Source organism: Vibrio clamense (assembly GCF_050337905.1).
Classification (GTDB): domain Bacteria; phylum Pseudomonadota; class Gammaproteobacteria; order Enterobacterales; family Vibrionaceae; genus Vibrio; species Vibrio cortegadensis.
The window spans coordinates 335,370-349,490 of record NZ_JAKJTJ010000021.1 but is presented as its reverse complement, the minus strand read 5'-3'; the positions used below and the strand labels follow the sequence as shown (position 1 = coordinate 349,490).

The 14,121-nt window shown below is 40.6% G+C and carries 13 protein-coding genes; 5 read left to right on the top strand and 8 right to left on the bottom strand.

The genetic code is table 11. The features are described 5' to 3' along the window. Window positions 1–29: 29 nt before the first annotated feature. From L4C39_RS09285 to L4C39_RS09270, 4 genes are all read right to left on the bottom strand, one after another. A complete protein-coding gene (locus L4C39_RS09285) occupies window positions 30–1,160 on the bottom strand; it encodes a hypothetical protein (RefSeq protein ID WP_429745500.1) in 1,131 nt (376 codons plus the stop codon). 46 nt (window positions 1,161–1,206) lie between these two features. Continuing rightward, on the bottom strand, window positions 1,207–2,769 hold the full coding sequence (locus tag L4C39_RS09280) for a hypothetical protein (RefSeq protein ID WP_429745498.1): 1,563 nt from the start codon (window positions 2,767–2,769) through the stop codon (window positions 1,207–1,209). A 100-nt stretch (window positions 2,770–2,869) separates the two neighbouring features. Beyond that, window positions 2,870–3,478: a penicillin-binding protein activator LpoB gene (gene lpoB, locus L4C39_RS09275; RefSeq protein ID WP_429745496.1), complete on the bottom strand. Its 609-nt coding sequence runs from the start codon at window positions 3,476–3,478 to the stop codon at window positions 2,870–2,872. A 19-nt stretch (window positions 3,479–3,497) separates the two neighbouring features. After that, window positions 3,498–4,907, bottom strand: coding sequence for a COG3014 family protein (locus tag L4C39_RS09270; RefSeq protein WP_171756034.1), 1,410 nt, complete (start codon window positions 4,905–4,907; stop codon window positions 3,498–3,500). Between the two features lie 244 nt (window positions 4,908–5,151). On the opposite strand from L4C39_RS09270, the gene L4C39_RS09265 reads away from it, so the two are divergent. Then, window positions 5,152–5,424: a hypothetical protein gene (locus L4C39_RS09265; protein ID WP_429745494.1), complete on the top strand. Its 273-nt coding sequence runs from the start codon at window positions 5,152–5,154 to the stop codon at window positions 5,422–5,424. Window positions 5,425–5,695: 271 nt separating this feature from the next. Here L4C39_RS09265 and L4C39_RS09260 read toward each other — a convergent pair whose 3' ends face one another. After that, window positions 5,696–7,078 carry an LssY C-terminal domain-containing protein gene (locus L4C39_RS09260; RefSeq protein ID WP_429745492.1) on the bottom strand — a complete coding sequence of 461 codons (1,383 nt, stop codon included), beginning with the start codon at window positions 7,076–7,078 and terminating at the stop codon, window positions 5,696–5,698. 88 nt (window positions 7,079–7,166) lie between these two features. Then, entirely contained in the window at window positions 7,167–7,895 is a 729-nt protein-coding gene (locus tag L4C39_RS09255) for a glycosyltransferase family 2 protein (RefSeq protein WP_017053728.1), read from the bottom strand. Between the two features lie 494 nt (window positions 7,896–8,389). Here L4C39_RS09255 and rplY point away from each other — a divergent pair, with 494 nt between their 5' ends. After that, window positions 8,390–8,668: a 50S ribosomal protein L25 gene (gene rplY, locus L4C39_RS09250; protein ID WP_017053727.1), complete on the top strand. Its 279-nt coding sequence runs from the start codon at window positions 8,390–8,392 to the stop codon at window positions 8,666–8,668. Between the two features lie 199 nt (window positions 8,669–8,867). Here the strand turns inward: rplY and L4C39_RS09245 are convergent, their stop codons facing one another. Next, a complete protein-coding gene (locus L4C39_RS09245; RefSeq protein ID WP_429745490.1) occupies window positions 8,868–9,779 on the bottom strand; it encodes a LysR family transcriptional regulator in 912 nt (303 codons plus the stop codon). Window positions 9,780–9,941: 162 nt separating this feature from the next. Here L4C39_RS09245 and L4C39_RS09240 point away from each other — a divergent pair, with 162 nt between their 5' ends. The 3 genes from L4C39_RS09240 (at window position 9,942) to L4C39_RS09230 (ending at window position 13,195) form a co-directional block, all read left to right on the top strand. Continuing rightward, entirely contained in the window at window positions 9,942–11,129 is a 1,188-nt protein-coding gene (locus L4C39_RS09240; RefSeq protein ID WP_136995857.1) for an MFS transporter, read from the top strand. Between the two features lie 273 nt (window positions 11,130–11,402). Next, a complete protein-coding gene (locus tag L4C39_RS09235; protein ID WP_261889170.1) occupies window positions 11,403–12,071 on the top strand; it encodes an SDR family oxidoreductase in 669 nt (222 codons plus the stop codon). 20 nt (window positions 12,072–12,091) lie between these two features. Then, window positions 12,092–13,195, top strand: a complete 1,104-nt coding sequence (locus L4C39_RS09230) for an alkene reductase (protein WP_429745487.1) — start codon at window positions 12,092–12,094, stop codon at window positions 13,193–13,195. Window positions 13,196–13,265: 70 nt separating this feature from the next. Here the strand turns inward: L4C39_RS09230 and L4C39_RS09225 are convergent, their stop codons facing one another. Next, a complete protein-coding gene (locus tag L4C39_RS09225) occupies window positions 13,266–14,111 on the bottom strand; it encodes a universal stress protein (protein WP_171756038.1) in 846 nt (281 codons plus the stop codon). Window positions 14,112–14,121: the final 10 nt, after the last annotated feature.

The window sequence follows — 14,121 nt, the reverse complement described above, 5'->3', positions numbered from 1 at the left end:
CTCTTAAAACAAAATAGTTAAATTTTGATTTAGAGTATAATCCCTCCATGTGAACTGTCGACAATTGACTCTTCTTTTACCTCTACAGGTTTAGGCTTTTTCGCTTTCTTGACGATTTTTTGCTTAGATTTAATGACTTCAACAATCATCGTGGGTTGAATACTCTCTACATTTGATGTCGTAACCGTTGCGTATAGAACTTTACGATCAATACGGGAAACTTTCGCTTCACCTACTTTTACAGTCTGATAGCCAATGACTTCCTTGGTATATGGGTCTCGGACTTTATTACCAACTGTAGTGATTTTCAGTTTCTGACCGAGAACAAATATCTTACCGTCAGTGGGAATTGCAATCTCATTGACTTCCGGGTATACCGCAGCAATTCGCATAGGGAAAACGGCATCGGTAATATCTTCATACACCTTATTCGCCGTCAACTTAGCCAGCAAACTTAAATTGTTCCGTGAGGAAGTTGATTTTTTCGAGCTAGCGTACTTCACTTGGCCAGTTGCTCCAGAAATCACTCGATAATTCACTTCATAACTTGATGAATACTTTGTTTTTATAGAACCTGTAACTTTATTAGTCAGAGGATCTGTTTTCCGATTATCAACTTTCCAAGAATTCGTGTTCGCCTTTTTAAGCGTCAATTCAATCAGATAATCCATTTGTTCATCAACAGCGTTTTCAATAACAGCAAACTTCCCGCCGCCTCTTGTAAACGACTGTTCTAATGCAGCATTAAAGTTATTACTCAACTTACCTTTAAATTTCTTAATTGAAATTTTTTTGCGATTGAGGTTCTCAATCACGGTCTCTTTTGACTCTTTAACTACTGCAACAACTTTAACGAAGCACTTACCGTCATCACATTCCGACTCAACGATTCTATATTCTTTGATCACACCATTTGCGGCTAAATCGAATGTTTTACCTGTCGCTTTGGATAGATCCGTTGTCCCATTCTCTTTAAGTAATGTTGACACTGACTTTTGATTCACATTTATTGTCGTGTTGTTTGTTTGCTTAACTGCAGCGACCAAAGCGTCATCAGTCGCGGCACTAATACTAACGCCATAACCAGTGGCTTCAACTCCAACTAATTTTGCTGACACAATTGCTGGCAAAATCAGTAACAGTAGAAATAATTTGTTCATTATTACATCCTAAAGTATTACCCCACGAGTTAACGCAGGGAGCCAATTAAAAGTCAGAATCATCCATCAAGTCTTGTGACATGATTAAAGATTGTTGCGTAGGCTGTGTCTCACTGTAAAATACGCCAGGGGTTGTGGCTTGTTCTTGACCCGCAATAGAACCTCCACCGTTATATCCACCAATACCTTTTGACGTGTCAGCCCCTTGTTGAGCACTATAACTTTGAGAAGCTGCTGCGTATTCCGGGCTCCATACGTAAACAACTCCAGTGATTTTCTTATTAGTTACAGGATGGTAATTGTCATAAGTACCAATTTCCTTCAATCCTTGCATACCTTTAGTCGACGAGTTCATTTCAGAAAATGACTTAACCTTTTTGACAAGATCAGTAATTTCTTTCGTCTTAATTTTTTCATTTTGCCCATCAAATGTAACTGTAAATTCTTTACGCGTTGTTTTTCCAATTGCACTTTTTTTATTTGATACACCTTGTAAATTGAATACTTCAGACAACCCACCTAAAGCGCGAGTCAATGCCTCATCAGCTGCAAAGTCTGTTTCATACATATCGTAATCAAACGTCCCTTGTACATATGGGTTAGAAGTTTGTCCAAAAGACAGTAAAACGGGATAGCCACGTTCATTCCACATCAGTTTGGTACCGACTTCTTTATAAAGGTTGTTGTATTCTTTGTTAAACCAAATATATGGATCTATGCCCTTGCCTACTTTTTCAGGAACCGGTTGATATGAAGAACCACCTTCATAGATCGAGCGAATTTGACGCTTTGATTTTTCAGAGCCACGAATCACGACACCAACCCAAGTGACACCTTCTCCACTAACTGCTTCAAATGAACGTACAACGTAGCTTCCCGAGATCTCAGCTGCAGCATCAACACTCTTTGTAGTCACGACCGTCGACTCATTGCCCTTAACTGTTTTAGTCATCGGCTGAAGTTCAATACTATCTGAAAGGTTAACTTCTTTTCCCGTTTCACTTTCTATCACTGCATCTGCAACACCTGCTGTTATATCTAAGTTCACTTCTCTATTTAAAAACGCTCTCTTTTCAGAGTCCGTAAAACTAACGTTTTTTTCGATACCGTTATCAAATGAGGTGCCCTTTAACGTTGACGAAGACAAATCTGCATTAATTTCAGTGATAAAGTTAACGCGTGCTACCTGAATCGCATCATCGAATGCTGCAATACGATGGTCTCCCCATTTCAAATCTGTTTTATCCACAGAGACTTTCGCAGTACCGCTATGAACAAACGATTTTTTATAGGCGGCACCAAGCTTTGCAGCTTTAGCTCGTTCTTTTTTCTTTACTTGAGCGACATAGAATTTGATTTGTGCATCAACACAACCTTTAGGGTTCAATGTATACCCCAAGCTATCGATTACACACTCTTTGGCTATACGATGTTGGATTCGTTGAATTGCTATATCTTCTGGGTCTTGAGATTGAGTTGCGTGTTTTTCTTTCTGAACGGATTGTGTATCGTTAGTTGCTACAGTGTCTACAACTGCAGTATTACTTAAATTCGCCAGTGCGTTCGTTGAACCCATCGCAATAGCAATTAATATTGAAATTTTTTTCATGTTACCTACTTCGCGCTATTCGTAGTAAACGCGTAAAAGACATTACCTGAGTGTTTATTCGTTAAAAAAGGTACCCACTGGATACCTTTAGTCATTTGTCTTACCAGCTAACCGTTGAGCCGTCAGCCACTTTGCCAATTACAGTTTCTGACTCAAAATACGCTAATCCGTTATCAAGGTTTGTTAGAGTTAACTGGAAATAGTATTCAATCTTTTGGTCACCGCTATCTAATGAATTAACACGCTGAAGAATAGTTCCAGACAAAGAAAAATCAGGCATGATTATGCTGTTTCCTTTAGCTGTGCTCTTATTCACAATCGAAGATTCCTGCATTTTTCTTGACTCTACAACAAGGGAGTCTTTGTTTGCCCCAATCGCATTTGTCGCTAAAAATTTACCAGAACGAAGTAGACCAACACGAATTTTTTTAGCTATTTGTTCGGTGGAAATACGCTGCATAGTGTCATTAGTAATATCGCTTACAGCTATAACGTAACGACCGCCAGATTGAGCCTTAGGATGAACAAGCAAAGGAGAAACAATCATTTCTTCAATTGCCTCTTGTGCTGCTTGTTCAAAATCAGCGTTCGATAGTCCAGCCGTAATATTTGTTGTTTGATCACTACTATCAATATATTGCGTTGTCGTTTGGCAACCTACCATGATTAATGCAGAAACAGCTAGAGTGATGAATTTTGATAATTTCATGTTATTTCCTAGATTTTAATTATTGGATATTAATGACTGATACAGTTGGCTTTACCACTGAGTTCATCGTGCGTACATAGACAATTGAGTATTTTGCATCTGGATCAGTAGTTACCGGGATATCGAAAACACCAGCCTTCATAACAAACGAGTTTTGTTTAGGTATGCGCACTGCGTTTACAGTGTTTGGTAGAAGAACATTCGTGCGAATATCAGCACTGGTCGAACCCAGGGTATAAAGCATGGTTCCAAGCTGTAATAATGCGCCAGCGCCTGTCTCATCTTTCTTTGCAGCTTCTGCAGCCGCAACTTGCATTACAACCTTAGAGATACTAGATGCAGCAGCGCGAGCTTTAATGGCAGGAAGCTCTTCTTTAAATTCAGATTTAATGATTTTGCTCACATCCGCTATTTCAGAAGTAACAAAATGACCTACTTTAAGTTCTTTAACCGCAGGTGTACCAGTTCCCATCTTTGGTATCGCATAAGAAGCGATTTGAGCCTTCCCCGTTAAAAGAAACACCGGTAAATCAATCCTAAATTCTGACTTCTTAGGTGCCAAACCATCTTCATGAATAATCCAAGTCGTCGGCTTCATTTCAGAATCAGCAACGCCTTTTGCCAGAGATTGCGCCATTTGCATATCAACCTTTACGGAAGCATTTTTGCTAATGCCATACACTCGCTTGAAACCATCAATCGCTTTGTTGTAATCAGACTGCGATTTGCCTTCAAGCATAAAGAACAATGATGAAGCATAAGTGACTGCCGGATTTACGTAACCTTCGTAAGGGGCCCACTCACCTCCGGTCATATCAATACCTGCGGACTGCATTTGGGTATCAATATCACCCATCATCTTACTGTAATTGATCTGTTTAACATCTTCTGTATTTGCAAGCTCACGCTGCTCTTTGATGATATCTGAGAAAGCCTCTGCAGCACGACGTTGGCGTTCATCAGCACGATTAAATTCAACACGTGCAATGGCTGGATCGCCATCATGCCAAAAAGACATTGCCTTATAGTGATTAGCATACACCATGTCAAATTGCGTTGGCTCATAGTCAAGGACTGCATCATTCACTAAGACTGCACCTGTCGCTTCACCAGTATTTTTCAGAACACCTTCAGAATTTTCGTCTCGAAATGATTTTTCGGCAGAGTCAAAGTACATAATAGTTCTTTGATCATTACCAGTAGCATGATTCAGGGTTCCCGCTTGCAGAGCCCATAAAAGATCGCCTGCTTGACCATCTTCAGGATTGATATCACCAGCAAGTTGCTCTGTATTAATTAGTGCTGTTGCGACATCTCCCTTTTCAAGAGGCTCATTTAATTTTTTATAATCGCTATTTTGTATAAGAGTAGAACAACCAGAAGAAACCATAACGGCGAAAGCAACAGAGCTAACTCTCAAATAATTCATTTAATTACCTTTCGATTTATAAAACACAGAGCCCCCATAACCAACAAAAAATTTCTGTTTATTAATTGGCATGAGCTAATAAAATTTTTCGGCATCATATGGTATAAAATACGAAAAGAAAACAAAAACAGTACGATATTTTATTTGATGAAATAATTAGTAGATTCTAACAATAAAATTACACTTTACATGATATGATATACCATATAAATTACACCCAAACATAAATATATCAGGTAAAAAAATGATCAAACTATTAACAGTGACAGCGACTTTAACTTTGTCTTTCAACGCAATGGCTTTTGGCCTACCTAAAGTTGAAGCGCCTAGTATAAGTACAGATACTCAGAACATTGTCGCTGCATTACGAGTTATTCAAGATGGTGGTATTAAGTGCTCAAAAATCACTGATTTTAAACTAGCATCAAATGTAAAAGGTTACCAAGTTGAATGTGATGACCAGAAGAAATACACTTTGTTAGACACTGATAATGGTTTAATATTACAAGTAAAATAATCTTGCTTGATATTAGTCTAAGGTAGTTACTAGCAGAGCGAGTACTATTTTTGTCTAGTTTGCTAGACAGCGACTCTAGAACAATATTGAAGATGTGTTCAAATTCTAAACTGAATTTGAACACATCGTTAAATTTATCAACTCATCATACTATCAACGGCATCAAGCTTGGATTCGAGTAGAAACTCGTTCCCACTTCAGACTTAATATTCAATATGAAAACCTCCAATTTGCATCACGCATCTTTCATATCAAACAAAATTGCAAAGCCTTACTTCGTCACTTTTGCCAATAACGTATTCTCTTTAATCACTAAGACTTGTCCGTCACTGTAATAATCATGCTGGCCATCTAGCACCGTGATTTGCCCTAAAGCTTGCATTTCAGTACTCCAATTAAGGTTAGTCAGTTCAACCTTCGCCGCGAATTGGTCACGTTCATGGTCGACATTTGGATCAATGCTGTGCAAAACAGTCACAATACCGCTATAGGGCGTCAGTATTAACCCATCATCATAACTGATTGCACCAACCCAACGTGGTTGTTGGCTAATAGGATCAATACCCGCTTTCCACCAGCGAACATGACTCCGTTTCATCAATGTTCCTGGAAGTTGAAACGCCATATGTTGAGGTTCTTCATTCCAAAATAGATCCGACACGGGCGGTGTTTTATCGCTTAAAAGCTGTAAGTAATCTTTCCACTCAATCTCATCGCGGGAAAAGGTTTTGTTCTCAATCCAGCCAAGCTGTGCCATTAATGTTCGAGGCGACTCTCCAATGAGCACCAGATTCAGGGCTTGGGCATCAAAAAAGGGAGACTTTCCCGGATACACTTTAAAGTCTGATGGCAACAACGGTGTCGACATTAAATCGTCGCTAAAAGTAACGGACGCGACTGGAAATGCTGTTTTTAGAGAAATAAGGGAAGGGTTTGCGTTTTCTTTATACTGAGAAACGACCTCCATAGTTTGAGTATTCCCAGGTGTTACCACTGCATCATCACTGAACCAAAAGAAATGGCTATAGTTGACACCTAACATTCCAATAAGCAAAAAGCCGATACTTTTAGTCACTGGGAATCGCCAATTTTTCTTGTATGCGATAAAAGCCACAACAGCGGTAGAAGCAAATAACATCAACAAGTATTGATGTTCCAACACAAATGTTTTGGCCGCGTCGACAAAAGGGACTTGTTCAATACCAGCACCTAACAGATAGCCCCAAAAGACAAACTGCCCAACGCCAAGCATTACACCAAAAGTGTCAAATAGACTGAATCTACGCCACTCGATGTTTTGTGTACCCGCCATAAACGGGACCACCCACGAAACAGGACCAAGTAAACGAGAGAAGGCGAGTACATAATTGCCTCTTTTCTGCATCAATATCCGACAGCGGGCAATAGGACGACGAATCTTAGGCTGAAAACGCATTAATTTTCGTTGCGCTGAATTCCCAACTTTTCGGCCAATCCAATAGCTGGCCTGATCACCAACCAGAGCTCCACATAGTACGGCAATAACACCAAGCCATACGCCTTGGTACAACTGGTAACCCGCCGCAATTAAAAACGGCTCTCCTGGGACAAATAAATTAGGGCCAATGAGTGCATCTAACAATGCACCCAGAAATAAACCCGCGCTTTCCCACATAACCACCTCATGACTCTGCTGTTTCTCTTCTTTCTAAACCACTCTACGATATTGGCCACACCGACACATTCAGTGCAGCCAATATTGATCAGCCCTCAGAGTAATGACCAAATTTGTATTCCATCTCGTTATTACGCATTTCACCGATGAAGAAACGGCGCACATTAGCCTTAAGGTATGTCAGCCCCATTTTGAACAACCCATCTTGATCTAAACGTCGTGGATCGAACTCGAAGCGAAGTGAGAGGAAACGAAATCGCCACGTTTTACTGGCCCTTTTGACGTAGTCACAGTCTTCACACAACGTGATATTTTCATCGAACCCGTCTAAGGCTTGGTGAACTCTTTTCGTTGAGAAAATACACGCGCCTACTGCGGTTGGGAAAAAGAACTGCGTAATAAATAAGCCGCCATTAAACATCGCATAACCCGCTTTATGTAAAAGAGGCAGATTTTTAGACCCCATGTAGACACCAGCAACTTCAAGTTTTCGTTCATTCAACTGAGCAATCGCCATGGCTAGAAAATCTGAACTCAAACGAACATCGGCATCTAGAAACAGTAAACGTTCGTGCTTGGCTAATGATGCTCCTGTATTTCGTCCTAAGCTGACTCCGCGTGTGCTCATTTTATGGATGGAAAGCTCAGGCAAGCTTGATTCATAGGCTGCGGCAACGTCACATGTTGAATCGTCACTATTCGAATCCACCACAATCACTTCAAAATCACGATGGCTCTGTTTACTTAAGTCATCCATTAAACGGCCAATTCGTTTTTCTTCATTTAGGGTAATCACAACAATGCTAATCGGGTTCATAATCTTCTCCATCGATTGAAATAATGTTTGGTTTTTATATTCTGATGAAGAGATTAACGTGCGGTGACTTAACCTATCGTGAGTAAGACATTCAGGTTCAGTTCATGCTTTTGAGTTTGATTATCAATACCGTACACCAACCTACCAGTATTCAAATTGAAGTTCGCATTGAGTATTGAGAATTGAGAATTGAGAATTGAGAATTGAGAAAGTAAAACAGCTTACGACAACGAGTAAAATCGAATCACAATGCCTAAATAATCATCCCTTTCGCTTTAACCACGAGTTCTCTACTGACATATTTTAAAAACTAAGCCATTAGTCGTTCAATTAGAGAAGGATTCAGGACAATACTCTTGCCCGAACCAATAGAGAATGGTAGTATCCGCGCTCGCAAGAATAGTAACTACCAATTTTCTATTCTTGCTATACCGCATCAACTAGGTCGCTATGTTGGTGATGAAGTTTAATTTTACTATTTGAGAGTAAAACCTATGAAATTTGAAGCAGTAGTACGTACTGAACTAGGTAAGGGTGCGAGCCGCCGCCTACGTCACGCGGGTAAATTCCCAGCAGTAGTTTACGGTGGCGAAGCAGCTGCAGTAGCTATCGCGCTTGAGCACCACGTTGTAATGAACCAAATGGACAAACCTGAATTCTACGAAGAAATCACTCTAGTGATCGACGGCGCAGAAGTTAAGGTTAAGCCACAAGACGTTCAACGTCACGCTTACAAGCCAAAAGTTGAGCACATGGATTTCATCCGCATCTAATTCCTTTTTGGAATTAAGTGGATAAAACCATTACCTGCTGCATAGAAAGATAATCGGCATTACCAACCGAGAAATCTAAAAATTAGAAACCCCGATGCTACCAACATCGGGGTTTCGCCGTTTTAGAGCCTAAAATTTTCATTAATAAATATTAAGTTAATCATGCTGCTGTATTTATCTTCGACTATGACTCATTTCATTACTTACGAAATGTATCAAAAAGAAAGTCTAGAAATAGCCGAATCCTCTTAGGCTGATATTTCTTACTCATATAGACAACATTCAGGTCAGCACTTGATACTGATGTCGATGTGTTAAAATTGGTCATATAACCATTCAGTACCGTAACCAAGCGTAAGTTATCGATATCGTCCTGCACGTCTAGTATTGATTTCAAAGCAATCCCCGCACCTTCTAATGCCCAATGCCGAACCACTTCGCCGTCATCTGAAAATCGTTTAGGCAATACTGTTATTACATTCTTTTTATCCGTATCTTGAAAATGCCACGTTTTAAGCTCTTCATTACTACGAACCATCGCAAGGCAGCGATGATTTACTAAATCTTGCGGGGTTAATGGCGTGCCATACTTCGCTAAGTATTTCGGTGATGCACACAGGACTCGATGGCTTGACGATAATCGTCGCGATATCAAACTGCTATCGGCAAGCTCACCATAACGTATAACAATATCGATACCCGATTCAGCGATGTTTGAGACATCGTCATTCAAATATAAGTAAGGCACCACATCTGGGAATTGTTCACAAAATTCAGACAAGATGGGAAGGATATGTTGTTTACCTATGTCTTTTGGTGCGCTGATTTTAAGTGACCCTTTGACTTCTTTCACCCCATTCAAAATGAGATTCTCTGTCTCTTTTACATTTTCAAGGATCTCAAGACACGCTTTATGGTAAAGATCACCTGAATCAGTGAGAGATATATGCCTTGTGCTTCGATTGAGCAACTTGACGCCATAGCGTTCTTCCAATCCTTGTAGCCTTGCCGTCATTGTTGCAGGAGAAAGCCCTAATTCACGCCCTGCCGCCGCTAACCCTTGATGCTTCACCACACTCACGAACATCGCCATATCAGAGAATTTATCCATCTCTTACCTCTTCATTTCTCGTGCCAGTATTACCGCTCAATCACCACTATTCAGTAAATCCGAATAATGATTTTACATTTTACCCAATTATCAATTTAAGTCGAACAGATAAAATAGTTGCCATAAGTTAATTACAACAAAGAATAAGCTAAAGGTAACATCATGAATAAAGAAAAAATGCCCTTTCAAGTCTGGATACTCACATTGGCTGCTTTCGCCATCGGTACTGCCGAATTTGTGATTGCTGGCATCTTACCGCAAATTGCAACATCCCTTTCGATCACTGAAGGTCAAGCTGGTTACTTAATCAGCGCCTATGCATTAGCCATTGTGATTGGCGGCCCTGTCTTAACCATTTATTTAGCCCGTTTTAATAAGAAGGTCGTTCTAACTGGTTTAATGGCACTATTTATTATTGGCAACGTATTATCGGCGCTAGCACCAACCTACCATTTATTACTGATTAGCCGTGTCATTGCTGGCCTTGTTCAGGGGCCGTTCTATGGCATTGGTGCCGTTGTCGCAACCAATTTAGTCACCGAAAAAATGGCAGGTCGTGCTGTTGGCCAAATGTTTGCGGGCTTAACGCTTGCCAATGTTCTTGGTGTTCCCGCGGGTACTTGGATCAGTTTGCAGTTCGGATGGCACACCACCTTCTTTACGGTTGCTGCATTTGGTGCCGTCGCTATGATTTCAATTTTAACTTCAATAAATTCAACAGGTCATAGCGAAGCAAAAGATATTAAAACTCAGCTTATGGCATTTAAAAACCCAATGTTGCTCATTAGCTTAGCAATCACCGCATTATCATGGTCTGGTTTTATGGCTCTGTATGGCTACCTCGCGCCAATTGCTATGCATATCACAGGATACGGTGAGTCTGCTGTGACATGGATTCTGGTTATTGTGGGAGTTGGTTTAATCATTGGCAATATTTTAGGTGGTCGATCTTCTGACAAAAACTTAGGAAAAGCATCGATGTTCTGGGCTGTCGCCATGATTATTTCATTAATTGCCGTTGGCTTGGTGGTTGATAACAAAATTCTCTTTGTCATCACCGCATTTATCTTTGGGATTGCGTCGTTTGCAAACGTGCCGGCCATGCAACTTCGAGTGATGAATCACGGCGGTGAAGGCCAAGAACTCGCAGCAACAGCAAACATATCGGCATTCAACTTAGCCAATGCATTCGGTGGTTTCCTAGGCGGCATGGTACTCGATAGCCAATTAGGAGCAAGCATGATTCCTTTTGCTGCCGTAGTAGTTCCCGTCATAGGTTTACTATTCATTGCGAAAGCCAATCAAAAAGAAAAAACATCAGCACTAGTTACACCAAGTCTCGCAAATTAATTCTTTTAGAAAGGCTCATAACCTGAGCCTCATTACAAAGGAGCCGTTCGATGGTTTTAAATCCAAAAATGACAAAAAATCCATTACATCAATTCGCTATTAACGACATTCCCTTTTGCTTCTCAAAGAAGAATATCGATATTTTTGATTATAAATTAGTTCAGAGAATAGAGAGTCTCGTTATTGTTTTCTTAGGTGTTCTATTTCTCCTTTTACTCTAATCAACAGCGGTTAACCGCATCATCCTATTACGATTTTTAGAAGGTACACATTATGAATCAAGAAAAAACCACATTTGTCATCATTGGAGGCACTTCTGGGATTGGCGAAGCGGTAGCTCAGTACTTCACTCATGAAAATAATACTGTTCATGTGGTAAGTCGCTCTACTGGCCTAGATATCAGTGATGAAAAATCAGTTCATCATTATTTTGAGTCGATTGGGCCAATTGATCATCTTGTTGTTACAGCAGGGTCATCGGCTCCCTCCGGGAGGGTAACTGATGTTGCTATCACAGAAGCAAAATCAGCTTTTGATACCAAATTTTGGGGCTCAATTCACGCGGCTAAACATGCAGCTCGTTATCTAAAACCCAATGGCTCAATCACCCTTACCACGGGCATGTTATCTCGAAAGGTGGTGGCCAACACTTATACAAAATCAGCAATAAATGCCGCCTTAGAAGCGGTGACCAAGGTGCTCGCTAAAGAATTGGCTCCAATTCGAGTGAATGCTGTAAGCCCAGGATTAACAGCAACAGCCGCTTATCAAAATATGGATACAAAATCTCGTGAATCTATGTATGACAACGCAAAACAGAGCTTGCCTGTTGGTCACATTGGCCAAGCCTCAGATATTGCGATGGCTTATGTGATGGCGATTACAAATCCATATATGACAGGTTCAATCATCGATATTGATGGCGGCGCATTAATTAACTAATACGAGCGAAAGGTAATAACATGAACACATTATTTGAGAAAACCAACTTAAAAAACATCGGCTTGCAAAATCGAGTCGTAATGGCTCCAATGACTCGGGCACGTACGAGCCAGCCGGGGAACATTCCAAATGAAATGATGGCGACTTATTACAAGCAACGAGCCACTGCAGGGTTAATTATTTCTGAAGCAACACAAATTTCAGACGACTCTCAAGGCTACTCATTCACTCCTGGTGTTTACACAGATGAACAAGTCAAAGGATGGCAACCAATCACATCGGCGGCTCATCAAGCTGGTGCTGCGATGTTCTGTCAATTATGGCATGTAGGAAGAGTATCTCACCCGACGTTCCAGAAAGGGGAGTTACCTATTGCCCCCTCTGCTCTTGCTCCTGTTGAAACCAAAGTATGGATTGCAGATGAACAAGGCAACGGCAATATGGTCGATTGCATTCAGCCGAGGGCAATGACGCACGATGACATCCATCGTGTCATCCAAGATTTTGCCTACTCTGCAAGACGTGCAATAGAAGCGGGGTTTGATGGTGTAGAAATACACGGTGGTAACGGATACCTGATTGATCAATTCCTTCGAACTAACTCCAACCATAGGATCGATGAATATGGCGAAACTCGTGAAAACCGTATTCGTTTTCTGCTTGAAGTGGTTGATGCGGTAAGCAAAGAGATTGGGCCTGACAAAATTGGGGTTCGCCTAGCTCCTTTCATCACGTTTAAAGACATGGATTGTCCAGATATTGTGCCAACTATTCTTGAAGCTTCAAGAAAATTGCAAGCGCGTGATATTGCTTATTTACATTTATCAGAAGCCGATTGGGACGATGCACCAATTATCCCTGAAAGCTTCCGTGTTGAGCTACGAAAAATATTTACCAATACGATTATCGTCGCAGGCAGTTACACACAAGAACGCGCTAATGAGATCCTCAACAAAGGCTATGCTGATCTTGTCGCTTTTGGTCGCCCGTTTGTCTCTAACCCAGATTTGGTATCACGCTTAGAGAATAACTATGACCTAGCAGCATTAGACGGCAATACGTTATTCGGCGGTAACGAACAAGGCTATATTGATTACCCAACTTACATTGAAAGCCTCGTATAAAAGCAAAACGCCTAAAGCAATCTACTTTAGGCGTTATTTTATTAGCTAATGTTCACTTATATGCCCATAACTAACGTATTAATAATAAAGGTAATTCACTTTTTATTAATACCTTGGTTGTATTGCTTCCTAAAAAAAACTGCCTTAGTGTTGAATGCCCATAAGCCCCCATTACCATCATGCCTATTTGATGATCTTTCTGGTATTTCAACAAAGCATCATCAACAGATCCTGACAGTATGTCTTCATGTACACTAAGCCCTGCATTTTTCAATCTAATCGCCGCTTTCTCAAAAGCCGCACTCTTTGCCGCAAAGTCATCCACCATTACTAAATGACAATCTAATCCAAAAAGCAGAGGCGTATTAATCGCTTTTTCAATCAGCTTTTCACTCGTTGGACTGCCATCAAAAGCAATGAGATAAGATGTTGGGATAGAAAATGGGGCATTAACTACTAACGTATGAGATTTAATAGAACGAATCACACTTTCAAGTTGAGAACCTATCGTTTTATTGCTGCCCTGCTCTTCACCTAATTTACCAATTACTAACACTCTGAGTTCATTTTCTAAATCAATCAGGCTTTCAAGTAAACTTCCATGTCGCTGTAGTTGCTCAACATTAGTAATGCCTTCTTTCATTACCCATTTAGCCGCTTCATCCAACAATTGTTTTCCATGCTTGAGTGCGACTTTACTACGAGCCTCATCCAACTCGGCAAGTTCATTTAGCAACTCTTCTTGGCTACCTAATCCAATTTGTCCAGAAAACTCACTGACCACTGGCCTGGCCGTTTTATCGAGAACATGCAGTAAGATAAGCGGCACATTAATCTTAGATGCTACCCATGCACTCGCTTCGCACGTTGCAGGCGTCATAGGGGAACCATCAATACAAGCTATGATATTTTTCATTCTTTAATCC

Coding starts and splice junctions, on each gene's coding strand:
- L4C39_RS09240 (WP_136995857.1), top strand. CDS start 9,942: ATGAATAAAGAAAAAATGCCCTTTCAAGTCTGGATACTCACATTGGCT.
- lpoB (WP_429745496.1), bottom strand. CDS start 3,478: ATGAAATTATCAAAATTCATCACTCTAGCTGTTTCTGCATTAATCATG.
- L4C39_RS09245 (WP_429745490.1), bottom strand. CDS start 9,779: ATGGATAAATTCTCTGATATGGCGATGTTCGTGAGTGTGGTGAAGCAT.
- L4C39_RS09270 (WP_171756034.1), bottom strand. CDS start 4,907: ATGAATTATTTGAGAGTTAGCTCTGTTGCTTTCGCCGTTATGGTTTCT.
- L4C39_RS09230 (WP_429745487.1), top strand. CDS start 12,092: ATGAACACATTATTTGAGAAAACCAACTTAAAAAACATCGGCTTGCAA.
- L4C39_RS09255 (WP_017053728.1), bottom strand. CDS start 7,895: ATGAACCCGATTAGCATTGTTGTGATTACCCTAAATGAAGAAAAACGA.
- L4C39_RS09280 (WP_429745498.1), bottom strand. CDS start 2,769: ATGAAAAAAATTTCAATATTAATTGCTATTGCGATGGGTTCAACGAAC.
- L4C39_RS09235 (WP_261889170.1), top strand. CDS start 11,403: ATGAATCAAGAAAAAACCACATTTGTCATCATTGGAGGCACTTCTGGG.
- L4C39_RS09285 (WP_429745500.1), bottom strand. CDS start 1,160: ATGAACAAATTATTTCTACTGTTACTGATTTTGCCAGCAATTGTGTCA.
- L4C39_RS09265 (WP_429745494.1), top strand. CDS start 5,152: ATGATCAAACTATTAACAGTGACAGCGACTTTAACTTTGTCTTTCAAC.
- L4C39_RS09260 (WP_429745492.1), bottom strand. CDS start 7,078: ATGTGGGAAAGCGCGGGTTTATTTCTGGGTGCATTGTTAGATGCACTC.
- rplY (WP_017053727.1), top strand. CDS start 8,390: ATGAAATTTGAAGCAGTAGTACGTACTGAACTAGGTAAGGGTGCGAGC.
- L4C39_RS09225 (WP_171756038.1), bottom strand. CDS start 14,111: ATGAAAAATATCATAGCTTGTATTGATGGTTCCCCTATGACGCCTGCA.